The organism is Paenibacillus sp. FSL R5-0345 (assembly GCF_000758585.1).
In the GTDB taxonomy this organism is placed as follows: Bacteria; Bacillota; Bacilli; order Paenibacillales; family Paenibacillaceae; genus Paenibacillus_AQ.
The window spans coordinates 6,227,101-6,250,277 of record NZ_CP009281.1 but is presented as its reverse complement, the minus strand read 5'-3'; the positions used below and the strand labels follow the sequence as shown (position 1 = coordinate 6,250,277).

The 23,177-nt window shown below is 45.6% G+C and carries 21 protein-coding genes; 17 read left to right on the top strand and 4 right to left on the bottom strand.

Translation table 11 applies throughout. The features are described 5' to 3' along the window. Positions 1 to 213: 213 nt before the first annotated feature. From R50345_RS27670 to R50345_RS27635, 8 genes are all read left to right on the top strand, one after another. Positions 214 to 1,878 carry a GspE/PulE family protein gene (locus R50345_RS27670; protein ID WP_042131312.1) on the top strand — a complete coding sequence of 555 codons (1,665 nt, stop codon included), beginning with the start codon at positions 214 to 216 and terminating at the stop codon, positions 1,876 to 1,878. Positions 1,879 to 1,921: 43 nt separating this feature from the next. Further along, complete coding sequence (locus R50345_RS27665; RefSeq protein ID WP_042131310.1) at positions 1,922 to 2,971, top strand: type IV pilus twitching motility protein PilT; 1,050 nt, start codon at positions 1,922 to 1,924, stop codon at positions 2,969 to 2,971. Continuing rightward, positions 2,971 to 4,176: a type II secretion system F family protein gene (locus R50345_RS27660; RefSeq protein ID WP_042131309.1), complete on the top strand. Its 1,206-nt coding sequence runs from the start codon at positions 2,971 to 2,973 to the stop codon at positions 4,174 to 4,176. Before R50345_RS27665 ends, R50345_RS27660 begins: the two co-directional genes overlap by 1 nt. A 168-nt stretch (positions 4,177 to 4,344) precedes the next feature. Continuing rightward, the gene (locus tag R50345_RS27655) at positions 4,345 to 4,824 is read left to right on the top strand and encodes a type II secretion system protein (protein ID WP_042131308.1); all 480 of its coding nucleotides are present in this window, start codon (positions 4,345 to 4,347) and stop codon (positions 4,822 to 4,824) included. An 88-nt stretch (positions 4,825 to 4,912) separates the two neighbouring features. Beyond that, positions 4,913 to 5,662: a prepilin peptidase gene (locus R50345_RS27650; protein ID WP_042131307.1), complete on the top strand. Its 750-nt coding sequence runs from the start codon at positions 4,913 to 4,915 to the stop codon at positions 5,660 to 5,662. Positions 5,663 to 5,677: 15 nt separating this feature from the next. Beyond that, positions 5,678 to 7,297: a pilus assembly protein PilM gene (gene pilM, locus R50345_RS27645; RefSeq protein WP_042131306.1), complete on the top strand. Its 1,620-nt coding sequence runs from the start codon at positions 5,678 to 5,680 to the stop codon at positions 7,295 to 7,297. Next, the gene (locus R50345_RS27640; RefSeq protein ID WP_042131305.1) at positions 7,281 to 7,886 is read left to right on the top strand and encodes a type IV pilus inner membrane component PilO; all 606 of its coding nucleotides are present in this window, start codon (positions 7,281 to 7,283) and stop codon (positions 7,884 to 7,886) included. The genes pilM and R50345_RS27640 overlap by 17 nt, the downstream gene beginning before the upstream one ends. A gap of 203 nt (positions 7,887 to 8,089) precedes the next feature. After that, the gene (locus R50345_RS27635; protein WP_052414757.1) at positions 8,090 to 8,692 is read left to right on the top strand and encodes a DL-endopeptidase inhibitor IseA family protein; all 603 of its coding nucleotides are present in this window, start codon (positions 8,090 to 8,092) and stop codon (positions 8,690 to 8,692) included. Positions 8,693 to 8,738: 46 nt separating this feature from the next. Here R50345_RS27635 and R50345_RS27630 read toward each other — a convergent pair whose 3' ends face one another. Both R50345_RS27630 and R50345_RS27625 read right to left on the bottom strand, forming a co-directional pair. Then, on the bottom strand, positions 8,739 to 9,140 hold the full coding sequence (locus tag R50345_RS27630) for a CBS domain-containing protein (RefSeq protein ID WP_042131304.1): 402 nt from the start codon (positions 9,138 to 9,140) through the stop codon (positions 8,739 to 8,741). Between the two features lie 150 nt (positions 9,141 to 9,290). Beyond that, positions 9,291 to 10,718, bottom strand: a complete 1,428-nt coding sequence (locus tag R50345_RS27625; protein ID WP_042131303.1) for a VanW family protein — start codon at positions 10,716 to 10,718, stop codon at positions 9,291 to 9,293. Between the two features lie 230 nt (positions 10,719 to 10,948). On the opposite strand from R50345_RS27625, the gene ftsE reads away from it, so the two are divergent. The 5 genes from ftsE to R50345_RS27600 all read left to right on the top strand — a co-directional run bounded on the left by ftsE (position 10,949) and on the right by R50345_RS27600 (position 17,064). Beyond that, positions 10,949 to 11,635 (top strand): cell division ATP-binding protein FtsE, encoded by a 687-nt coding sequence (ftsE, locus tag R50345_RS27620; RefSeq protein WP_042131302.1) that lies wholly within the window; start codon positions 10,949 to 10,951, stop codon positions 11,633 to 11,635. Continuing rightward, complete coding sequence (ftsX, locus tag R50345_RS27615; RefSeq protein WP_042131301.1) at positions 11,625 to 12,539, top strand: permease-like cell division protein FtsX; 915 nt, start codon at positions 11,625 to 11,627, stop codon at positions 12,537 to 12,539. Before ftsE ends, ftsX begins: the two co-directional genes overlap by 11 nt. Before the next feature lie 30 nt (positions 12,540 to 12,569). Further along, positions 12,570 to 13,871: a murein hydrolase activator EnvC family protein gene (locus R50345_RS27610; RefSeq protein WP_042131300.1), complete on the top strand. Its 1,302-nt coding sequence runs from the start codon at positions 12,570 to 12,572 to the stop codon at positions 13,869 to 13,871. Positions 13,872 to 13,995: 124 nt separating this feature from the next. Then, a complete protein-coding gene (locus R50345_RS27605) occupies positions 13,996 to 15,462 on the top strand; it encodes a S41 family peptidase (protein ID WP_042131299.1) in 1,467 nt (488 codons plus the stop codon). Between the two features lie 291 nt (positions 15,463 to 15,753). Next, the gene (locus tag R50345_RS27600; RefSeq protein WP_042131298.1) at positions 15,754 to 17,064 is read left to right on the top strand and encodes a PDZ domain-containing protein; all 1,311 of its coding nucleotides are present in this window, start codon (positions 15,754 to 15,756) and stop codon (positions 17,062 to 17,064) included. Between the two features lie 229 nt (positions 17,065 to 17,293). On the opposite strand, the gene R50345_RS27595 is transcribed toward R50345_RS27600, so the two are convergent. Further along, positions 17,294 to 17,947 carry a response regulator gene (locus R50345_RS27595; RefSeq protein WP_042131297.1) on the bottom strand — a complete coding sequence of 218 codons (654 nt, stop codon included), beginning with the start codon at positions 17,945 to 17,947 and terminating at the stop codon, positions 17,294 to 17,296. 56 nt (positions 17,948 to 18,003) lie between these two features. Next, on the bottom strand, positions 18,004 to 19,161 hold the full coding sequence (locus tag R50345_RS27590; protein WP_042131296.1) for a sensor histidine kinase: 1,158 nt from the start codon (positions 19,159 to 19,161) through the stop codon (positions 18,004 to 18,006). A gap of 167 nt (positions 19,162 to 19,328) precedes the next feature. On the opposite strand from R50345_RS27590, the gene R50345_RS27585 reads away from it, so the two are divergent. The 4 genes from R50345_RS27585 to R50345_RS27570 all read left to right on the top strand — a co-directional run bounded on the left by R50345_RS27585 (position 19,329) and on the right by R50345_RS27570 (position 23,059). After that, entirely contained in the window at positions 19,329 to 20,264 is a 936-nt protein-coding gene (locus tag R50345_RS27585; RefSeq protein WP_042131295.1) for an ABC transporter ATP-binding protein, read from the top strand. Between the two features lie 18 nt (positions 20,265 to 20,282). Then, positions 20,283 to 21,458 (top strand): ABC transporter permease, encoded by a 1,176-nt coding sequence (locus tag R50345_RS27580; protein WP_042131294.1) that lies wholly within the window; start codon positions 20,283 to 20,285, stop codon positions 21,456 to 21,458. Next, positions 21,451 to 22,611, top strand: a complete 1,161-nt coding sequence (locus R50345_RS27575; protein ID WP_042131293.1) for an ABC transporter permease — start codon at positions 21,451 to 21,453, stop codon at positions 22,609 to 22,611. Before R50345_RS27580 ends, R50345_RS27575 begins: the two co-directional genes overlap by 8 nt. A 124-nt stretch (positions 22,612 to 22,735) precedes the next feature. After that, a complete protein-coding gene (locus tag R50345_RS27570; RefSeq protein ID WP_042131292.1) occupies positions 22,736 to 23,059 on the top strand; it encodes an L-rhamnose mutarotase in 324 nt (107 codons plus the stop codon). The last annotated feature ends 118 nt before the right edge of the window (positions 23,060 to 23,177 follow it).

Here is a 23,177-nt window from a genome sequence, read left to right as displayed (position 1 = left end):
TGAAATATACCTATAAATTTATTACTAAAGTCCCAAGTATATTGAAAAATACGCTAGTTTGACAAAATTGATGAATCCGTAATTATGGAAAAAATCATTTTCATATTTTGCAAAAATAGAACTGGTAATTTATCCTCCGTTTATTCCAAGCATTATCCATTATTTAGTAGGTATAAAGGTATAACCAATAACGGCATATGGAGCTGAACGGACATGGCCATCGCGAAAAAGAGACTTGGAGATTTGCTGGTAGAAAATAATATTATTTCGCAGGAACAGCTGCTTGAAGCACTTGCGGAACAGCGTAAAAGCAAGCGTAAGCTTGGCGATCTGCTAATCTCTCAAGGCTATATCACGGAGCAGCAGTTGATTGAAGTGCTTGAATTCCAGCTCGGCATTCCGCATGTCAGTTTATTTAAATACCAGATTGATCCTGCGATTACGCAGATTATTCCTGAAAGTATGGCTAAGCGTTATCAGGTGCTTCCCTTCTTGAAAGAAGGAGGTAAGCTGATGGTTGCGATGGCCGATCCGCTGGATTATTTTGCGATAGAAGATTTGCGAATGAGTACAGGGTTCCGAATTGAACCTGCTATTTCTACTAGAGATGAGTTACAGCGGGCAATTGCGCGTCATTATGGGATGCGTGATTCTATGAATCAGATGCTAGTAGAGCTCCCTACACAAGAAGAAATAGAAGAAACGGAGATTACAGACGAGGACTCTCCAATCGTACGTTTGGTCAACCAGATGATTCAGCAGGCTGTTGCTCTGCGGGCGTCTGATATACATATGGATCCAGGTGAGAATAATCTAACGATCCGCTACCGGATTGACGGAACCTTACGGACGGAGCGGATTATTCCTAAGCAGATGCAGGGGTTTATTACTGCTCGTCTGAAAATAATGGCCCGACTGAATATCGCAGAACGGCGTTTGCCACAAGATGGCCGAATCAAAATGCAGTTTGATTTCAAAATGGTAGATATTCGCGTGTCCTCATTACCTACGATGCACGGGGAGAAGATTGTACTGCGGTTGCTAGATTTAAGCACAGGTGTCAAATCTGTAGATGCTTTGGGATTCAGTGAGGGGAATGCGGAAGTTTTTAAGGAAATGATTGCTCGCCCTTACGGAATTCTGCTAATCACTGGACCTACAGGTAGTGGAAAAACAACGACTTTATATTCAGCGCTGAATCAACTCAATGTAGAAAGTGCAAATATTATCACAGTTGAAGATCCAGTGGAATACCAGCTTGAGGGTGTAAACCAGGTGCACGTAAACTCGGCTATTGGGCTAACCTTTGCAGCTGGGCTACGTTCGATTCTCCGACAAGATCCGAATATTGTAATGGTCGGTGAGATACGGGATGCGGAAACTGCTGAAATTGCGGTTCGCGCCTCATTAACAGGTCATCTAGTGTTGTCTACTTTACATACAAACGATGCGATTAGCTCCGTCTCTCGATTGCGAGATATGGGAGTAGAGCCTTATTTAATTGCCTCCTCACTAATTGGTGTGGTAGCTCAGCGGCTTGTTCGTAAAATCTGTACTGATTGCAAAGAAACCTACAAACCGTCTGAGCAGGAAGCGATTATGCTACGTAGCTTGGGGTTGCCAGCAGATGAATTACATCGTGGCCGAGGCTGCGGTAGCTGTAGCAGTTCTGGTTATCGAGGCCGAATAGCGATTCATGAGGTACTCAGCATTGACGATCATTTGCGGCAGCTTATTACGAACACTGCTTCGGTAGAAGAACTGCGTGTCGCAGGTAAAGCGCGTGGACTTGTTCAACTGATGGATGATGGACTACTCAAAGTTAGTCAGGGAATTACAACGCTTCAAGAGGTCATGCGCGAGACGGTCTCACATTAGGATATATAAGGTGTATTGCATTTTAATCTAGGGGGAGCAGCGGATGCCAACGTATACGCGGGATATTAGACAGCTTTTGCAGACGGCTTACTCCTCCAAAGCTTCCGACTTACATATCTCTGTAGGCTCGCCTCCGGTGATACGTATGGATGGAACGCTTCACCCACTTGAGGGAACACCAGTAACAGCTGATGAAGCTGCAGAAATGGCAGAAGCGCTGCTTGGCAGTGAACGTAACGAAGTGTTTCGGAATGCAGGTGAGGTGGATTTTTCTTATCCGCTGGATGGCGGTGTAAGATTTCGGGTGAATGTTTATCGTCAACGGGGTGAGATTAGTATCGCTGCCCGGGCGATTCCGGCAGAGATCCCGAGTCTAGAACAGCTATCGATGCCGCAGATTTTGACCACTTTGTCACTTAAGCCACAAGGTCTAATTTTGGTTACAGGACCTACAGGCAGCGGTAAATCCTCTACGTTAGCAGCTATGCTGAATTACATTAACAAGTCCGAAAGTAAGCATATTGTGACACTTGAAGATCCTATAGAATTTCTGCATAGTCATGGAACCTGTCTAGTGGATCAACGTGAAGTGGGCAGCGACACAGCTAGCTTTGCGAGCGGACTACGTGCCGCGTTACGTCAGGATCCGGACGTTATTCTCGTTGGAGAGATGCGGGATCTGGAGACCATTACAGCAGCAGTTACTGCCGCGGAAACAGGTCATCTTGTGATGGCAACCTTACATACAACAGACGCACCACAGACAATTGATCGAATTATTGATGCTTTTCCGGGTCATCAGCAGGGACAAATTCGTTCACAGCTAGCCTCAGTATTACTGGCAGTTATCAGTCAGCGGTTGTTTCCAAGGGCAGGGGGACGCGGGCGGATATGTGCAACAGAGATCTTAGTGAATACACCTGCAGTAGCTAACCTCATTCGTACCGAAAAGACACATCAGATTAAAAATGTGATGCAAACCGGACGCTCGCAAGGTATGCATACGTTGGATATGAGTATCCGCGACTATTTATCCCAGGGGTTCATTGAACCAGTAGCAGCTAAGTCGTTTATGGCGGAGGTGAGTAGCTGATGCCTCTTTTTGAATATCAAGTAAAGACATCCGCAGGCAAGTCCATTAAAGGAAAGCTGACCGCAACAGATAAGCCTACGGCCATGGAGGAACTACGAAAGCGTGGCCTTACAGTATTCTCGCTGATCGAACGCAAAACAACGATTCTATCGATGGATATTTATATCGGTAATCCGGTCAAACCACTTCATTTCATCATTTATTGCAGGCAGTTTGCCACGTTAATGCGTGCTGGGGTGTCAATTGTGGATGCAACGCGTATTTTGGCGGAGCAGACTGAGAGTAAGCCTCTACGCAAAGCACTTGTGGAAGTAAATTCAAGCCTGATGCGCGGAATCTCGTTCTCACAAGCCGTTCAGGATCATAAAAAAATCTTCCCACAGCTATTCGTCAGCATGATCCGTGCCGGAGAGGAATCCGGTGATATTGAGGGGACGCTCGACAGACTGGCGATGTTTTTTGAGAAGCAGCATTCCACAACGGAGAAAATCAAATCTGCGCTCACTTACCCGATTACCGTCGGGGTTATGGCGATTGGAGCGGTTGTATATCTTCTCTGGGCGATAGTTCCGCAATTTGTAACAATGTTCGAATCGATGAATGCAGAGCTTCCGGCGATTACAAAGATGGTATTGGCACTTAGTAAAAGCATTCAAGGTCAATGGTATTTCTGGATACTCGGAGTTCTTCTCATAGTGATAGCTTTTCAGATTACAAAACGAACAGAAAAGGGTGCCTACGCACTCGATTATGCCAAGCTGAAGGTTCCGGTGTTTGGCAAGCTAAATCAAAAAGGCTCGATTGCTCAGTTTACGCGTACTTTTTCATCTCTATATGCCAGCTCAGTTCCGATTCTGCAATCCTTGGTGATTGTAGAAGAGGTAGCAGGAAATAAGGTCATTGGGGGATTTATCCGAAGTGCAGGTGATTCGCTGAGACAAGGAAATCCACTATCTGAACCGTTGAAAAAAGCATGGGTCTTCCCGCCGCTAGTAACACAGATGATTGCGATTGGTGAAGAGACGGGGGCGCTCGATACGATGTTGTCTAAGGTAGCTGATTTCTATGAGATGGACGTAGAAAATACTGTTGATCGTCTGAAGTCACTGCTTGAACCATTGCTGATTGCTTTTCTAGCAGGTGTTGTAGGTGTGATTGTGGCCGCTATTATGCTGCCGATGTTCAGTTTGTATGGCAATATGTGAACCTTGCGGTTCCTTGTAAATATTGAGAGGGGTAACGCCCAAGGGATCGGGGCAGGGTCGCAGATCTTTTGCTAGCGCTAGACAAAGAAGTACGAGCATTGTAGCGGGATTCACGGAAATAAAAGATATAAGCTGTACCATCACACACCACTTAGAGGGGGAAATAAAATGTTAGCACAAGCCATTAAGAGAAGATTGAGCAAAGAGGAAAATCAAAAGGGGTTCACGCTGATCGAGTTGCTGGCGGTTATCGTTATTTTGGGGATTATTGCGGTTATTGCTATACCTTTGATTGGAAACATAATCTCTGATGCTAAAGAGGATTCGGACATTGCTACTGCTCGTCAAATCTATGATGCTTCAAGATTATATATCGTTGGTGTAAAAGATGGTCAATTCAGTAATTCTACATCTGCAGTAAATGTAACTATAGCAGATATGCAAACTGCAGGTTATTTAGATAATAAATTGAGCCTTCCAAGTACTAAAGCTACAATCACATCAGGAACAGTTTACTATACGGATAAGGGTCAACTGGATTATATAGTGATTGCACCGAAACCTAAAGGATCGTCAGATGTTACGGCAGGAAGTACAACTGAAGGTAAATTTTCAGCGGAACAGGTATTGAAATCAAAGACAAAGTAATAGTACTACAAAACTTATACTTAAACTCCTAAGGAATCGGACTTCCCGATTCCTTTTTTAAAATCCAGAAAGCCAACAGAGGACATCCATGACAATATTCATCGCAAGTTACATCACATTACTGGGTCTGATTCTGGGCTCCTTCTATAACGTAGTGGCACTGCGTGTGCCAGCTAAGGAATCCTTGCTCAATCCACCGTCACATTGCCCGAACTGCAATACTCGGCTAAAGGCGCGGGATTTGTTTCCGGTGATAAGCTACCTGCTGTCAGGAGGCAAGTGTCGTTATTGCGGCACAAGGGTGTCGCCTTTATATCCACTAGGAGAAGCTGTAACGGGTTTGCTTTTTCTATGGGTGTACTTGCAGTTTGGGCTGACAGGTAAGGGAGTCGTCGGATTTGTGCTTGTGAGTCTGACGGTTATTGTGACAGTTTCTGACTTGAAGTACATGCTGATTCCGAACAAGGTGTTGCTGTTCTTTTTGCCGCTGCTGCTCATTCTTGTATTGTTCTTTCCGGAGGGGCCGTTATGGTATCACTTGTTAGGAGCTGTCCTTGGAGGAGGTATCCTAATTCCCTTTGTGTTGTTAGGCGGGATGGGGGCCGGGGATGTGAAGTTATTTGCGCTACTGGGCTTGGTCATCGGATTTCCGAATGTTATTTTGGCCTTTCTGCTGGCCTGTCTGCTTGGAAGTGTGGTCGGAGGACTGCTAATGCTGCTTGGTATCATCAAACGCAAACAACCGGTTCCTTTTGGTCCATGGTTAGCAATAGGTGCATTAATTAGTTTCGGGTATGGTTCACACATCATTGGCGCGTATCTCTCGCTCATCGGATAGGAGGAAACCGATCATATGCTTGGATTAGGCCCTAAAGTGGCCGGGATTTCAATTGAGGCTACCGGTATTCGTTATATTAGTTTTAAGAATAAACAGTCATGGGAAGTCCGCAAAAAACGGTATCTTCCGCTCCTTCCAGGCATGATCATTGAGAATCAGGTGGCGGATAGTGAGGCGCTGTATGATCGGGTCAGACAGTGGGTGAAGAAGGAAGGGTTAAGGGGCAGTAAGGTTTCCTTGTCTATTCCACCTTCGCAGATCATCATCCGCAAAATGAGCATCCCAAGTACCAACGACAAACAGGTAGAGCAGCTCGTAAAGCTCGAAGTGGAGACGGGGCTGCATTTGCCATTTGAAAATCCTGTTTACGACTACGTGACGCTCGAAGTGGATGAGGAACATAGTCATTTGCTCGTATTTGCTGCTCCGCGGAAATCGATACAGGATTATGTAGACATTCTGGAGCGTGCAGGTCTCCGAATAAGCAGTGTTGAAATTTCGGCAACGGCCCTGGCGCGAAGTATAGCAACTGGACATGGGGAAAGCTTTGCGGAAACGATGCTCATTAATCTAGAGCCTTCGGTCATGGACATTTATATGTTCAGAAACGGGAATCCGGTATTCATTCGTACGATTAACTTGCTTGATCTGCATAAGGGAAGAAACGTTGCGGCGACGGCAATGGAATTCATGGCAGACAGTGAGGTCTTGGCAGAAACAGCAGTAGCTGTAGAAGAGCAATTATCACCGGAGCAAATGGTGGAGATCACTGCGGAAATCTCGCGGATGCTTAGCTTCTACCAGTACAGCCTACACGATGGTTCAACACGTATCAAAAACCTAGTCATAACAGGTACCCCCTCCATTCGTAAACAGCTAGACCTAGAGCTTCAGCAGTCGCTGGCAGAACTCGACATTACACCGATAAGCCTAGATCAGATGGGGAAAAATGCTGTATCTGATCTCGAGCTAAATGATTATCGAGTAGCCGCAGGAACGGCTCTAAAAAACATCATCAGCGTGGATACGATTGATTTACTGCCGAGAGAAGACCGAGAGACGTTATTATTCCCCTATGTGACCATGGGTCTTGTGGCGATCTGGCTGGTGGGAACGATTGGGACAGGGATTTATTTTTCAGCTAATAAGGGTCAAATCTCTAATGGTAAAGAGGAGCTACAGGGCTTGCAGGATCGCAGTTTAATGCTACAGGTAGAGCTTGGTAAACTTAAGAACAGCGGACCTGGGCAGTTAGATCGGAAGGTAGCTATCGAGAAGATTCAGAATAGTAAGGTAATTGCTGTTCCTATTCTGGATGAATTAGTTGAAGGGTTGCCACCGGGTGCTGTTATCCTTGATATTAACTACACCTACCGCACTGCTATTGACCTGACTGTAAACGTACCAGCTATGGTGGATGCTTCTAATTATTTAAGACAACTTCGCCAAATGTCTTTTACAGTGGACGCCTCAATTTCGAAGCTGACTGAAGGAACGGCCGGTCAGAATGCTGGAACAAATTCTTTAAATATGTATACAGCGATTTATAAAGTAAACTTATTACCTAATAATCAACAGGTCAATGGAACGGATGCAAGCCAAGAGGAGGTGAATAGCGATGGAACAGTTCAATAAGTATCGCTCTCCAATCGTACTAGGTGTACTGATTCTGTTCTTGATGCTTTTTGCCTTTTATATGCTGGGCGTTCAACCGACCAATAAGGAAATATCCGCACAGAACGCTGAGATCAGCCAGCTTGAAAAAGAAGCAGAGGTTCTCCAAGCTAAAATTAATGAACTGAAAAGCAATGCTGCTTCTGTGGATTCAGAACAACAGGAACTTCTAGCAGCACTCCCGAAAGGCGATGAAAGCGAAGGTTTGATCGTTGATTTGCGGGGAGTAAGCACTTCCTCAGAAGCGCGGCTAAGAGACGTTAGCTTTATTCTGGATGAGGCTAATCCGATTCAGCAAATGACAGGCTCAGCAGAAGTATTGTTCCCTACCGTCAAACAGATCAAAATGACCGCAGTCATAGAAGGTACGTATACGGGGATACGACAATGGATGGAGGAGTTGCAGAAGCTGCCGCGTATCGTGAATGTTGACTCGTTTAATTTCCAACAGTCCTATGAAGAGCGTTCTGAGAACACTCCAGAAAGTATCTTGACTGCTAACGTAGCTTTCACAGCTTTTTATGAGGCCGTTACTCCAACATCGAATTAGAAATCTCACCCATGTAATAAAACAATTGCACCATTATACGACTCCACTTTTCCTGTAAAACAGGAGGGTGGTTTTTTTCGTTACCGAAAATATATAAATGCGTTTTCATTTCCCTGTTTATTGGGTATTTTAGCTTGCGGGGTGCATAAGCTGGAACAGTGGCTATCGCCTGTATTTTTCAGATGACAAAGGAGGAATTCCGAATGAACAAAAAGTGGATGATTGGTTCGTTGGCCCTTTCCATAGGCCTGATCTCAGCAAGTGGGGGAGCTATGGCAGCTTCACCGTCAGCAGGAAGTACGGAAATCAAGAAGGTGGCTGTGTCTGCACCTGGGAAAGAGGGCCCTGCTACCATCAATAATTTGACGGTGAAAAGTATCATTCCGCTCGTAGTCCATGCAAGAGCTCTTTATTTCTATAGTAATCGAGGCGGCAATATCTTCCCGATAGAAACCTTCACATATAAAGCGCAGGAGTACCGTTATCTTTCCAGTGATCTTGGCACCAAGACGAAGCTAATGAATTACATAAAAAAAGCGTACACTCACAACGCTGCGGCTTATTATGTACAGACACAGTTTTTAGAGCATAACGGAAGAATGTCGCAGGTTAATGCAGATGTGGGCAATCTATTAATGTATGAAAAAGCCACCGCCCGCATGCTGTCCAAGACTGCGACAACCGCTGAATTTGAACTGACCGTTCCTTATCCAGAAGCGCAGGGAAGCAGTGAGTCGGTGTATGTGAAGCTGAAGAAAGTGGAGGGATACTGGAGAATCGACATGTCGCCGGATATTCTTTTCTGAGGAAAGGGAAAGGTATTAGAGGAAAGAGGATGGTAGGGGTTATGAACTAACAGCGCTTAAGATCTGAGGTATAAACAACACCTGCGAATTTGCCTTTGCGGGTAATAATGACACAATCATTCTTCATAGGATCTGGGCGGTTCATAGCAGTAGCGAATACGACATCAAGTGGAGTGGAGATATCATAGACTAGCGGTGTTTTGCTCATAAGCTTCATGGCAGGTTCTTTGTAGAACATATCTACCCCTGATCTTCCTGTAGCTTTTAAAAAGAAACGTTCGCTCATTAATAATCCAAGTGGTTCATTCATAGCATTACAGACGACAATACATTTCGATTCTGGATGCTGGAACATTACGCGAAGGGCTTCTCTACAAGTACGTGAGGCGAAAATAGCAGGTGCACTGCGGACAATATTAGAAAGATCATTTACAAGAGCTGTTGACATGTTGTTCATCCTTTCTGATTATAGGTCTATTTCTAATGTACCCCCGAATCGTAAATTTTAAAGGCGAGAAAGGTCATCTACAGGTAAAATAGATTCACAAGCAAAAACGGTCAGAACCTCACGAGGTCTGGCCGTTTTTTTGTAAGTACTCTATTCACTTCGAACGCCGTCCTCTACCAACTGCTTTCTAGGTGCTTCTGGAATAACGGATTTGCTCACGCCTCCACGATTGATGGCGATTAAGCGTTTTTGTGCGTAATACACATCGCGGGACAGCTTTTTTACCTCAGTGGATTTACCGTCAACTAACCGGGTGCTGTAGGTTTCAACAACATAGCCAGTTTTCCCGTTCTGAATAACACGTGTACCTCCGCGAGGGAGGGAAGGGTCGTTTACGTACTTGTCGACTGGAGGCAGCACCTCTACGATTTGTGAATGGACTTTATAAGTAACATTTTGCGGAAAGGTACCGAAGAGCTTGATCGTTAGTGAGCGGCCTTGCACAGCTGCTTTAATGACAAGATATTTGCCAGTCGTATTGCGAAAACGGAAGTTAATATAGCCTTCAGCAAACGTCGCATCCTGGCCCTTGGGTAAATAGTTGACCGGCAAGGAGTGATTGCGGCGCTCCACAATCTCTAGTCCAGTACGAAGAGCGGCGTTGTACAGTGTACTGGACACTTGGCAGATTCCGCCCCCGACACCGGCTTGTAGCTTACCGTTCACAATGACTGGCGCTTCGCGGAAGCCATATTCTATTTTTGCTTTTTCAATAGCTTTGCCATAATCAAAGACCGCTCCAGGTGGGAGCACCGTTCCGTTCACAGCTTTGGCCGCTGATTCAACGTTGTAGATTCGTCCAGGTCCACTGGCGCCGAGTGAGGTGCTGAATTGCATGATTTTTCGCTCAATGCCTTGCTCTTTTAATGCGTTTAGGGTGATATCCGGCTGTAATATAGTTAATGGAACTTCCAGTGTAATCCCCTTCTCCTGGAGCGTAATCAGACGATTAAACCGAGTTGGAGCGGCAGCCGACAGTGAGGTGACCATTCCTGTCCAGTCTACCTCAAGAGAGGTCTTCTCGGGCGTATACACTACACGATCATCCCCCGTAATTCGCCGCGTAGCATCGACCGGATCTCCAAAGGATTCTCTCTCCCAAGCGGGACTTAGGATGGTCTGTAATTGAGCGATATTCAGATGGGCTTCAAGACTCCAATTCTGGGGGAAGCTGTAACGGGCTTTTACCCGATCCCATAGACGGCCTTCTGTGAGATCCTGTAGTCCTTGCTCAAAAGCCGTGGCCGCATAGGTCATTCCGGCTTGTTTAAGATTGAGGGTAAGCTCAGAATTCCCTTCTACCTGCAGAACGAGGGGGACAGATTCAAGGGCATGGAGCTTCTCCTCCAGTTCGGAACGAACCTCAGTGATGTTTAGCCCGCCCACCTCCCATCCTGCAAGGGTTGTACCTTTTGGAAGCGCGTTATTGTGGCTATATAGATGAAGTCCCCCATATATTAATGAGCCGATAAGAATGAGTGCAGTGACTACTATGAGGGCCAGATGAATTTTTTTCATGATTAATCCCCTTCCTGGATGGCAGCTGCGAGCAGGTATCGTAGGTGCTTTTTCTATTTATATGTACAGACACTACAAAACTTTCGAATAGTGGAGCAGTTACGGGGTACTCAATCGGTTACAGATTTGTTACAATAGATACATTGCGGAAATATTGAAGTTTATGGAAACTTAAGCTGGACCCTGTCGATTCAAACAAGTGGAAAATGTCATAATTGGGAAGTGAGAAAATGATTGAAATGCAAGATGTATGGAAGACCTACCCTAACGGAACTCACGCACTGCAAGGAGTTTCAGTAAAAATTGACCGCAATGAATTCGTGTATGTTGTCGGTCCATCCGGCGCGGGTAAATCTACTTTTATGAAATTGATTTATAGAGAAGAAGTGCCAACTAAGGGTCAAATTTCTGTGGGAGGCTTTAACATAGGGAAGCTTAAACAACGTAAAATCCCATATGTGCGCCGTAATATCGGCGTTGTATTTCAAGACTTTCGGCTATTGCCAAGGATGACGGCTTATGAGAATGTCGCTTTTGCCATGGAGGTTATTGAAGCGCCGAAGAAGGTCATCAAGAAACGTGTGAATGAAGTTCTCGATCTGGTTGGACTCAAAAATAAAGCGAATCGTGAGCCCTCACAGCTCTCTGGCGGCGAGCAGCAGCGGATTGCAATTGCAAGGGCTATTGTTAACAACCCTTCTGTTATTATTGCGGACGAGCCTACAGGCAACTTGGACCCTGAGACTTCATGGGGCATAATGCAACTGCTGGACGAAATTAATTTTCGTGGAACAACGATTGTAATGGCTACCCATAATAAAGATATCGTGAACAAAATGCGCAAACGGGTGCTTGCGATTGAGAACGGAAATATTGTGAGAGACCAAGCGAGAGGGGAATATGGCTATGAGTTTTAAAACCTTCTTGCGACATGTGCGGGAAGGCTTCAAAAGCGTATTCCGTAATGGCTGGATGTCGATTGCTTCGATCACTTCCATCGTCGTCTCTCTTTTTGTCCTAGGTGTATTTATTCTTCTTGTTCTTAATGTGAATGCTGTAGCGGATGAGGCAGACAGTCAGGTACAGATTAATGTGCATTTGGCACTGAATGTAGACCAGAAAATGCGTGAGACTTTGCAGACTGAAATTGGCAATATGCCGGAGGTCAGCAAGATTACGTTCATCTCCAAGGACCAAGGACTTAAAGATCTCCGTGCAGACATGGGTGAGGACGCAGCGGAGCTTCTGGAAGGATTCGATGAAGACAATAACCCTCTCCCGGATACGCTTAAGGTAGAAGTTGTTGAACCTACTACAGTAGCCTTTGTGGCAGAAAAGATTGAAGCACTCAACAAGACACATACCGAGGAGCCTATTTACAAAGTGAAATATGGCAAGGGCTCGATAGAAACCTTGTTCAAAATAACGCGCGCTGTACGTAATATTGGTTTTATTTTTGTTGCAGGTCTTGCACTCATGTCTATGTTCCTCATCTCCAATACGATTCGGGTTACGATTCTTGCCCGTCGTAAGGAAATTGGTATTATGAAGCTGGTTGGCGCGACAAATTATTTTATTCGCTGGCCTTTCTTTATAGAAGGGGCACTGATCGGATTGATCGGATCACTTGTCACCTCTGGTATCTTGTATTTGGGTTACAGCGGGTTGGAGTCCTCCGTACAGGGAGATCCAATGCTCCAATTACAGCTGATTCCATTCGGAGATATTTGGATGCAAATCGTCGGTGTGTTAGTTGGGCTAGGCGTGCTGATCGGCGTCTGGGGAAGTACGGTTTCTATTCGGAAGTTCTTGAAAGTTTAATATTAATAAGTGAAGGATGGGGAGTGCGAGTTGAAGAAGATTGCCGCCGGACTAGCCGTAATGTTACTAGCTGTCACTATATTCCAGCCCTCTGATGGATATGCCAAAAAAACAAGTGTTGCCGAAATCGATAAGCAGTTAAAGCAGCTGCAAAAAGAGGTGCAGGAAGCTAAGGCGCAGCAGGAGAAAGCGGCGTCCCAAACGCAGGAAGCACAGCATTATAAGAATAAGACGAATCTCAATCTGCAGTATGTACTGCAGCAGGTAGATCAAGTTAAGGGTAAAATGACCGAAATCTCAACCAAAATTTCCGATACAGAGCAATCTTTGAATGCTACAGCAACGGAGTTGGATAAAGCAGAGGCGCGGGTCGCTTCAAGAGAGGAAGTCTTGGGGTCCCGTGTTCGGCTAATGTATACCGATGGAGCGGTTTCTTACTTGGATGTTTTACTCTCTTCGACAAGCTTTGCTGATTTCCTAGACCGTGCAGATTCACTTAAGATGATCGTGGATCAGGATCAGGAGCTGCTGGTGCAACATAAGCTGGACAAGCAGACAGTGATAGAAAAGAAACAGGAGCTTGAAGGGCAATATGCTCAAGCCAAGCAGTTGTACACTTCTTTGGAGCAACAGAGAAGTCTGCTCAAGGAAAAAGAAGCGGAGAAGCAAGAACTTATCGCATTCTATGACAAGCAAATTCAAGAAAGCGATGATTTGAGTGAGGAGCAGAATGAGAAGCTGGTCAAATTGGCAAGCGAACGTTCTGCACTGGAAACGCAAAAGGATAAGATCAAGGCTGAGGAAGCTGCTCGTAAAGCAGCAGCAGCTAAGGCGGAAGCAGCTCGTCGGGCTGCGGAGGCTGCCAAGAAGGCTGCTGCCAGCAAGAGAAGCAGCAGTTCAAGCTCCAGCTCGAATGAAACGGCTTATGCAGGTGGAGACGGACCGTTTCTACTTCCTGTAGGGTCGGCAAGAATCTCGTCCTCCTTTGGACCACGGACACATCCGATCACAGGTGAGAAAGGCAAAGTGCACACTGGCGTCGACTTTGCGGTTCCGCAAGGAACCAGTATTCATGCAGCGGATTCCGGAACGGTTATTTTAGCTGAATGGTGGAGTGGTTACGGCTATTGTGTAATTATTGACCATGGAGGCGGAGTTTGGACCCTCTACGGACATATACGTAAAGGCGGTATTAGGGTTAGTTCTGGGGATAAAGTCAATCGCGGAGATGTGATCGCTGAATCTGGTTCCACAGGTAATTCAACGGGTCCTCACCTTCACTTCGAAGTGCGGATTGATGGTAAGACAGTAAATCCTATGCCATATCTCTAACTTTTAAGGAACTCATAACTCATATTATTTGATTGTACGGTATATACTGGAATGGATACCGTACCTTTCAGGACGGACATAGGTGTTGTTTACGAGATGGACAAGAAGGGACGGTGGGAAAATCATGTTGAAAAAAAGCACAGCGGCGTTTATGATTGTCGCCGCCTTGCTATGTGGTAGTTTAGTAACCTTGGGCGTGACGGGTTATACTCATGTCTTTGGACAAGCTGCAGGACAAGGACTGGCCTCGGCGTTGCAGGTGACAGGTCTACAAGAAAAGGAATCTCAGAAGCTTGGGACTGCGCTCAGTCTGATTGAGAGTAATTACTACGAGACAGTAGATCGGGAGAAGCTGATAGACGGTGCTGTCAACGGTATGATGGAAGCGCTAGGCGATCCTTATTCCAATTATATGGCTAAAGAAACTGCCGAGAAGTTTGAAGAAAGCATTGAAGGTTCCTTCTCAGGCATCGGTGCGGAAGTCTCTTCAGATAACGGCAAGGTAGTCGTGGTCTCCCCGATTAAGGGTTCACCTGCTGAAAAAGCAGGAATTCAGGCCAAAGATATTATTCTGTCCGTTAACGGAGAATCGCTGGAAGGCATGGATCTAAATGCTGCTGTTGCGAAGATACGCGGACCTAAGGGTAGTAAGGCTACTTTGAAAATACAGCGTTCCGGCTCTGCAGAGCCTTTGGAGTTCGCACTTACCCGGGATGATGTGAAGCTTGAGACGGTCTACTCGACCATGGAAAAAGACGGAGTAGGGGTAATCGAGGTTACTCAGTTCTCCCTAAATACCGCAGAACGATTCAAGGAAGAGCTTGGAAAGCTAGAGAAGCAAGGTATGAAGGGACTGGTCATTGACGTCCGTAATGATCCGGGCGGTGTTCTCCCGATTGTTATTGAAATGGCTGAAGAGTTCGTTCCAGCCGGCAAAAACATAGTTCAAATAGAATACAAAGATAAAAAACGCGAAGTTAGTACCTCCAAGGGCTCGAGCAAGGCTTATCCTGTGGTAGTGCTGATGAATAAAGGTAGCGCGAGCGCTTCAGAAATATTGGCGGGTGCCTTGCAGCAGTCAGCAGGAGCTAAGCTAATTGGTGATAATTCATTTGGTAAAGGCACGGTGCAGACGAGCTTTGATAAACAGCTCGGAGACGGAAGCTTGCTGAAGGTTACCATTGCTAAATGGCTTACACCGGACGGCACGTGGATTCACGGCAAGGGGATTAAACCGGATATCGCAGTAGCACAGCCGGATTACTTCTCAGTGGCTCCGATTAACAAGAGTGTGACACTGCAATATAATATGAACAATGCTGATGTGAAGAGTGCACAGACGATGCTGGACGGCTTAGGCTACAAACCGGGTCGCAAAGATGGCTATTTCGATGCTGGCACTAAGAACGCAGTGAAGAAATTCCAAAGTGAAGCGAAACTTCAAGTCACAGGCATGATTGATGTCAAGACCGCGGAGGCGCTGGAGGCGGCACTAATCAAAGTGATTCAGGATCCTGCCAACGACAACCAACGGAATAGAGGGATTGCTGAAATTCAGAAGGAAATTAAGGCGGCAGCGTCGAAAAAGTAAGAAGGCTGAATTCAGCCTTCTTTTTTTTATAATTGTAAGAATCGATCAAGGGTATAAGCGTACACACGGTGTAGCTCAATGCTGATGGTTGATTAATCAGTAGCGGAGCCTTTGAGCCATAAGTGAGGGTATTCCTGTATATTTGCAGTATTCGCGTATAATGAAGAGGATATCTGTACAAAATGCTGCAATTTTACAGGTGTGAATAAGAGAGCTGAACATTTATTCTGGTATGTGAACAAGGGTTCATAAAAGTTTTTTTGTAGATAAGGAAGGAGTGTGACGAACAGTTTGAATGTGATTCAGGAACTGTTAGGAAGCTTGGGCACTGCGTTCTTACACTTGCTGATACAGCCATATTACTATATTGCTATTATATTTATTGCATTGTATTACCGTCGGCAGGTGGCATTAGAACGCAAGCTGATTCATGTGAAGTTACATAGCTGGGGTCAAGAAACATGGCGAACGGTGTGGAGCGGGCTGGTGATGGGACTAGTGGTTTCTATTGCAGCCATATTGTTAGGGGTTTCCTTATCAGGTACAGCTGTAGCCTGCATTTGGGTAGTCAGTGTGCTGTTATCGCTATTGCGTGTGAGGTATTTGTGTTTTGCTTATTCTATAGGTCTACTGGGCGTGATTCAATTTGTACTGTCTTTCTTTCCAGATGCCTTACATAGCGGAACGGTCGGGAACATTACAACAGCCATACGGGAGATGGATATTCCAGCCTTGCTAGTGCTGGCTGCGCTGCTGCATATGGCGGAAGCGCTGCTGGCCCGCTGGCAAGGGGCGAAGCTTGCGACGCCCCTCTTCTTGAAGGGCAAGCGCGGGATGGTTGTTGGCGGCTATCAGCTGCAGGCTTTTTGGCCGCTGCCGCTGTTCCTGCTGATCCCTTCGGGCGCAGGAACGGATCTGCCATGGCAGCCGCTGCTGGGCGGCGGGCTTGGCATTGTCTCTTTGCCCGTCATCATCGGCTTTAGCGAGATGACGCAGGGCATGCTGCCCGGGCGCAAGGCGGCCCGCACTTCAGGACGGCTGCTGATCTACAGCATCGTCCTGCTCGGCTTAAGCCTGCTTGCCGCTTGGTGGAGCCCGCTGACCCTGCTCGCGGCGCTCGCAGCAATGGTGCTGCACGAAGGGTTAAGCTGGTACAGCGCTCTGGAAGAGCGCAGCATCAGCCCCATCTTCGTACATCCACCGCGCGGCCGCAAGGTGCTGGCCGTGCTGCCGGGCAGTCCCGGGCAGGAGCTGGGCATCCTGCCCGGCGAGATCTTACTGAAGGTCAACGGGGTCCTGTTGACCGATGCCGCGCAGCTACATGAGGCGCTGCGCATGAATCCAGCGTTCTGCAAGCTGGAGGTGCAGAACCGTGAAGGGGAGAGCAAATACCTTCAGAGCCCTATCTACGACGGGGACCATCATCAGCTCGGGATCATTCTGGTACCGGAGACAGATGGAGCGGTTACTGCGGAGGCGAAGCCTTCTAGCATCTTCAGTATCATCGCGATGAAGACAGGTACTCGCAGCCGCAATCTTCCGAACGGCCGACTCAAACGGAACAAAGCCGCTAAAGCCAAGAAGGAATCAGCGGAAGGATAGCTAAAGTTAAGCCCGGACTCTGGAAATAGAGTCCGGGCTTTTTTTGTAGTATGGCGATTGTGGAGGTATGCATCAACTAACTTTAATATCAGGACAATTGTCAAAAGAAGAATTGACCAAGACTGAAAATGAAGCTTTATTAGTCAGCTCTGTGAAACAGGAAGCTTTGTTTTCTTGAAAGAAAACAAAAATAGAAGATTTTAAAATCAACTTGAACAAACCGCCTACTTCACCCCCGCCCACCTCTTAAATAGAAAATCGCGATTTGCGTTCGATCTCGCAGCTGTAATTTGCTTAGAATATCCGTTATGTAATTTTTGACCGTACCCTCGCTTAGGAACAGATGTCCGGCGATTTCTTTGTTGGTATGCCCCTCAGCGATAGAGGCGACGACAGCCAATTCCATTTTAGTCAGTCCGAAGGACTCCAGCGGCTGTGCCTGTGGAGATTCAGGACGGGATGCAGGCTGTAGGAAGGTTGCCAGTTTGCGCGCGATATCGGGATGAATTAGCATATTACCTTCATTGACCGTTTTGATGCCTTGTATGATACGGTCTGGCGGTATGTTTTTGAGCAAGTATCCACTGGCTCCGTTACGTAGCGCTTCAATGATATACTCATCGTCATCGAAAGTAGTTAGCATCAGTATCGAAACCTGAGGAAAAGCCTGCTTAATTTTCTCTGTTCCTTCAACACCATCACAGCCCGGCATCCGTATATCCATCAGAACCACATCAGCTACATCTCCAGTCTGGAGTAAGCTCAATGCCTCGTTTCCATCACTCGCAGCTCCGACCACTTTAAGCTCCGAGTCCAATTCTAGTAGTAGCTTTAGACTTTGGCGAATAAAAGGGTCGTCATCTACAATCATCACTTTAATCATTAGCAAGTCTCCTTGATCGAATTTAGTTTTCTATATAACCATGGGTACTATCTTCCCTATACAATCTCTCCCTGCTTATAAATGGGCAATCGTGTAACAACTGTGAATTGAGACTCCTGCCGCAGTTCCAAGGTTCCGCCGATCAAATGCGTTCGTTCTAACATTCCTTTCATTCCGACACCACCACTTCCCGGCAATGTAGTTAGCTTATTCTCTTCGGAAAGTGTTCCATTGTTGCTAACTTCCATCGTAATTCCAGTATGACTGAAGTCGACCGTAATCCAGATTGCTGTTGCTTTTCCATGACGCAGAGCATTGGTTATGGCCTCACGGGCGTTCTTATACAAGATCACCTGGATACTAGGATATAGCGGATAAGGTATCCCAAGTACTTGGTATGAGGTCTCGATTCCCGTATCGCGTCCTGTCTCCTCAAGCAGACGATCTAACGCGTAAGCACCCTCTAGTTGTGGCGTATAGTTGATACGCTTCACTGCGGAGCGCATATCGTCCATGCTAGCTGACAGCTGATCTCGAATGAGCTCCATCATTTGCATTCCGCTCTCAGGCGAGGTGGGTAAGGTGTGCAGCGCGGCTTCCATCATCATTTTAATGCGAATCAGGCGGTGACCGATATCGTCATGGAGCTGGCGTGAGATGCGGACCCGTTCTTTGGACTGGGCTGCATCTTCTATTTGGGTGTTAAACTCCAGCAGTCGGTTGCGGGCTTCATCCAGCTCGAAATGCTTTTTCCGGAGCTCATCGTATAGATGGAGAGTATTCTCACGGCCCCGACCAGCCCGCTGTAATAATTCGTTGAGATAGGCGATGAGCAGAAAAGTAATGTTGATGAACGTAATGATGAGCTGTGGAGAATCCCGAAGCGCTATGTTCAGGGTAATTAGATGCACAACCGTAAACACGAGCGGCACGGCTTGGGGCTGAAGTCTAGAATAATAAAGTAAGGCCGAGATCGCTGGAAAAATCATTATACTGCCGTATTGGTAGCATAACCAGGCGGTGAATAGTACTTCAATGATGCTTATCAAGGGATGAAGGGATTGGGGCAGCTTTGGTACCATGACCACAAGGAATAGAAGCATCAGAATATGCAGTGTGAAGATTCCATAATCGGCATATGGATAGATGTAAATGCTAATACAAGCTGGAATTATAATGAGTAAGTAACGCAATAGATTCAGCTCTCTAGTCACGCCTAAGACATCCTTTACAGGGTTTCTTCTAATCTTAGCATATTAGCCTACTACTTCAGGAGATGACTTTAGTCACCTTCAAAAGATGACCTTTCGTACCTCCTGTAGAATGAAATGTAGTATAAAATTGGAAATATAGAAGCGCAAATGACAGGAGAGATGATCGAATGGCAATCGCCGTATTAACCGATGTGGTGAAACGATATGAAGGTAAATTAACAGTGGACCATGTGAATATGACGATAGAAGAAGGGGAAATCTTTGGCTTGCTTGGCCCGAACGGAGCGGGTAAAAGTACAACGATCAGTATGATCTGTGGCTTACTTAAAATTGACGGAGGAGACATTGTCATCGACAGTCTACCTGTGTCTTCGAAATCACTTGAGGTGAAGAAAAGAATTGGTTTGGTTCCACAGGAGTTGGCCGTATACGACACGATGTCAGCGGCGGATAACGTTACCTTTTTCGGAAGATTATATGGCTTGCGCGGCAAGCTTTTGAAGGAACGGGTTGAAGAGGCTCTTGCTTTCACAGGTCTTAGCGATCGTGCTAAAGAGAAGCCCTCAACATTCTCCGGGGGAATGAAAAGACGTCTGAATATTGCCTGCGCCATCATGCATCGTCCAAAGTTGATTATTATGGATGAACCTACGGTGGGGATCGATCCACAATCTCGCAATCATATCCTTGAATCGGTCAAGGAGTTGAATCGGCTAGGCTCAACTATTATTTACACCAGTCACTATATGGAGGAGGTTGCAGCCATTTGTGATCGGGTAGCCATTATGGATAAAGGACATATCATTGCTTGTGGTACAGAAAAGGAACTGCGGGAACGCGTTGCCAAGGAAGAAAAAATCGTCATTAAAGCTGCTAATATCACACCGGAGCTTATCCAAGAGCTGGCGCTTCACCCTAGAATTAGACGCGTAGAAGCAAAGGAAGAAGTAGTCGAGCTGTACTTGCCCTCTTCACAAGGGGAACTGCAGGATATCCTTTTTATTTTTGCCAAACATAAGGGGATTATCGGCTCGCTAAATATTGAAGAACCTGATCTGGAGACATTGTTTCTAAGCTTGACAGGACGTACCTTACGAGACTAAAAAGGGGGGATTATTTTGATGAATACTTGGACGATTATGATCTATGAGCTGCGAAGATTATTTAGCTCACGCTCTATGATATTAAATATGTTTTTACTGCCCCTGTTGTTGATCTTTCTCTTAGGTGCTTCGCTCTCCGGTGTCGTTGGTGATAAAGGAGGCTCCACTAATATCGATATTGTGCGAGTGGCTGTTGTTAATCTTTCTGGCGAGGGCTATGAGAGCTCAACGATGATGGACAGCTTTTTGAAATCAACAGCGCTTAAGGATATTATTACCCCGATTATAGTAAATAGTCGAGAGGCAGCAGAAAGCGGTCTACGAACAGGAAAATATGGCTATGCGGTTGTTGTCCCTCCAGGCTTTGATAGTAAGGTTCAGAATGGTGAAGCTGCACAGCTGGAGTTTATACTTGGCAAAAAAAGTACAGACAATAGGGTGGCAGGAACGGTATTCGATAATTTTTTAAAGACTCTTAATTATAAACAGTCTGTAGCTTTGACACTGGGTCCGGCAGCATTAAACGTTATGGCACCTAATTCCACCAGTAATCAGCCTTCCGTAAAACTTGGAGAATTGAGCGAGGGAGGGTATTCATATACTTCTTCACAGTTCTATGCAGTATCTATGATGTTGATGTTCCTGCTATATAGCGGCTTGACGGTTTGTACCTCTCTTTTTAATGAAAAAGAAAATCATACCCTCTTCCGGATAAATTCAATGCCCGTTAAAGGATCTGAGCTATTCATTGGTAAAATGCTTGGTGTAGGTGTTGTAAGTATAGTGCAGTGCGCAGCGATTATTATTCTAACGAATGTGCTCTTCGGCGTAAATTGGGGAAATCGGCCGGGCTTGTTGCTCCTATTTTGCCTGCTGATGATTGTGGCTTCGATGACATTATCTATCGTTATTTCTATGTTCAGTAAGACTGGAGCAAGCGCAAGAAATGTCGTTACACTGCTCACAGTAAGTATGACCTTCATTAGTGGAGGGATGGCTCCACTTCCAGAATCGTGGGTGAACTCTGCAGGGGCTTTTACAATTAACCATTGGGCAATGCAGGCGATTTTGAAAATGATGTTACATGCTGATGTATCACAAATCATGCCGAATTTGGGAGTTTTATCGCTGATCTGTCTAGTGTTGTTCAGTGCAGCAGCAATCTCGTACCGGAAGGTGGGTTATCATGGATAAAATCTTAACGATTGGCTGGAACATGGTGAAACGAACCATTGGTACTAGGAAGGGTGTGCTTATATATATTCTGCTTCCTTGTATTGTACTTGCAGGTATTGTCTCCGTTACTGGAACGATGGGGGAGAACCCAGCGGTTGTATTGTATTCCAATATGGATAACGGGGCTGCAGGTAAGCACTTGCTCACTGAACTAAAAAATTCCGGTGAATATAAATTTGTAGAAAAGAATGACGAGATTGCTTTAAGAGAAGGTGTTGTAGATCAGAATGGAGAAGCGGGGATTCTGATTCCAGCAGGGTTCACTTCAGCTCTACTTGCCGGGGAAGAACCACAAATTAGTGTATATGAGCTTAAGACGAATGAAACTTCTGTTATGATCAAATTAAAAGCAAGTGCGATCGCTGATGAGATGCGGAGTACCGCCGCGAATATTGGAGCAGCAAATGAAGGATCTAGTGATGTTGACGCACAGTTCACTACTGTTATGCAAAGAGCGGAACAGCATAGTATAGGTAGCATCCGAACCGATTATAATTTGTATCCTCGGGAGGGACTAGGAGTTGTTACAGGTTTAACACTAATGTTCCTCATGAGCCTAGTCACGAGTTCTGTATCGTTGATTATGGATGATCGAAAAGGACGAACCATGATGCGGATGTTCAGTGCTCCGGTTCGTTCTTACGAAATTGCGATTGGTAATTTTCTGGGCAGCTTCATGGTCGGGATGATTCAGATCGTCGTAGTGCTGGCTTTAGGTCGCTGGGTGCTGCACTATGATTATGAAGTTCCAATCTATCTATATTTCCTTGTTCTTGCGGCATTTATGCTGGTGTCCATGGGAATCGCGAGTACAGTGGCGGGGTTAATTCGTAATCCTAATAATGCAGGTATGCTGAATTCCCTTATTATCACACCCACTTGTATGCTTGGAGGCTGCTTCTGGCCCTTATCCATTATGCCGGACTATATGCAAAAGGCTGCTAATTTTGTTCCGCAAAAATGGGCCATCCAAGCCGTTGATATCGCTGCAACCGGTGGGGGCTGGAATGAGTTATGGTTACCTTTTGCCATCTTAGGACTTATGGCCGCTGTGCTGCTGGCAATTGGTTCTGCCATTCTCCGTCCAAGCCAAGCAGGAATCAACGCTTAGGTATTTTGAAATGGAATGTTAGATATTCATAGCCTGACCTGTTTCCTTCAGGTACAATAATAGGTATCAAATGTATTTGATTCTTATTATGTACAATAGAGGGCATTTCTAGGAGGATGAACAGATGAGCAGCAATAAATTGGCTTGGACATGGCGGGTGAAGGAAGAATGTCTGGAAGAGTATGTAGCCATGCATTTAAATCCTTGGCCAGAAGTTTTGGAGGAGCACAGTAAGGCTGGTATTTCTAACTATTCTATCTTTCAGAATGGCAATCAGTTTTTTTATTGCTTTGAATGTGAGGATACTGAAGCGGCTTTCGATTACATTGCTAAAAGTGACGCCTGCAACCGATGGAATGCCATTACTTCAAAGATGGTTGAAGGCTCATTTGATTTCAATAATGAGGTGCCGATGCAGCCCTTAAACGAAGTGTTCTATCTAAAATAGTGAGCTGATTCTTTATTAACTAAAATTTGCATATTGTATATTATCGGCGTATCTTGTTTACAGTCTTTTATATTACGGTTATAATATATTTAATAATGTTAAATTGAATAATTTTTTG

Excerpts from the sequence above, each read along its gene's own strand:
- R50345_RS27670 (WP_042131312.1), top strand. The coding sequence starts at position 214 with ATGGCCATCGCGAAAAAGAGACTTGGAGATTTGCTGGTAGAAAATAAT.
- R50345_RS27665 (WP_042131310.1), top strand. The coding sequence starts at position 1,922 with ATGCCAACGTATACGCGGGATATTAGACAGCTTTTGCAGACGGCTTAC.
- R50345_RS27660 (WP_042131309.1), top strand. The coding sequence starts at position 2,971 with ATGCCTCTTTTTGAATATCAAGTAAAGACATCCGCAGGCAAGTCCATT.
- R50345_RS27655 (WP_042131308.1), top strand. The coding sequence starts at position 4,345 with ATGTTAGCACAAGCCATTAAGAGAAGATTGAGCAAAGAGGAAAATCAA.
- R50345_RS27650 (WP_042131307.1), top strand. The coding sequence starts at position 4,913 with ATGACAATATTCATCGCAAGTTACATCACATTACTGGGTCTGATTCTG.
- pilM (WP_042131306.1), top strand. The coding sequence starts at position 5,678 with ATGCTTGGATTAGGCCCTAAAGTGGCCGGGATTTCAATTGAGGCTACC.
- R50345_RS27640 (WP_042131305.1), top strand. The coding sequence starts at position 7,281 with ATGGAACAGTTCAATAAGTATCGCTCTCCAATCGTACTAGGTGTACTG.
- R50345_RS27635 (WP_052414757.1), top strand. The coding sequence starts at position 8,090 with ATGAACAAAAAGTGGATGATTGGTTCGTTGGCCCTTTCCATAGGCCTG.
- R50345_RS27630 (WP_042131304.1), bottom strand. The coding sequence starts at position 9,140 with ATGTCAACAGCTCTTGTAAATGATCTTTCTAATATTGTCCGCAGTGCA.
- R50345_RS27625 (WP_042131303.1), bottom strand. The coding sequence starts at position 10,718 with ATGAAAAAAATTCATCTGGCCCTCATAGTAGTCACTGCACTCATTCTT.
- ftsE (WP_042131302.1), top strand. The coding sequence starts at position 10,949 with ATGATTGAAATGCAAGATGTATGGAAGACCTACCCTAACGGAACTCAC.
- ftsX (WP_042131301.1), top strand. The coding sequence starts at position 11,625 with ATGAGTTTTAAAACCTTCTTGCGACATGTGCGGGAAGGCTTCAAAAGC.
- R50345_RS27605 (WP_042131299.1), top strand. The coding sequence starts at position 13,996 with ATGTTGAAAAAAAGCACAGCGGCGTTTATGATTGTCGCCGCCTTGCTA.
- R50345_RS27595 (WP_042131297.1), bottom strand. The coding sequence starts at position 17,947 with ATGATTAAAGTGATGATTGTAGATGACGACCCTTTTATTCGCCAAAGT.
- R50345_RS27585 (WP_042131295.1), top strand. The coding sequence starts at position 19,329 with ATGGCAATCGCCGTATTAACCGATGTGGTGAAACGATATGAAGGTAAA.
- R50345_RS27580 (WP_042131294.1), top strand. The coding sequence starts at position 20,283 with ATGAATACTTGGACGATTATGATCTATGAGCTGCGAAGATTATTTAGC.
- R50345_RS27575 (WP_042131293.1), top strand. The coding sequence starts at position 21,451 with ATGGATAAAATCTTAACGATTGGCTGGAACATGGTGAAACGAACCATT.
- R50345_RS27570 (WP_042131292.1), top strand. The coding sequence starts at position 22,736 with ATGAGCAGCAATAAATTGGCTTGGACATGGCGGGTGAAGGAAGAATGT.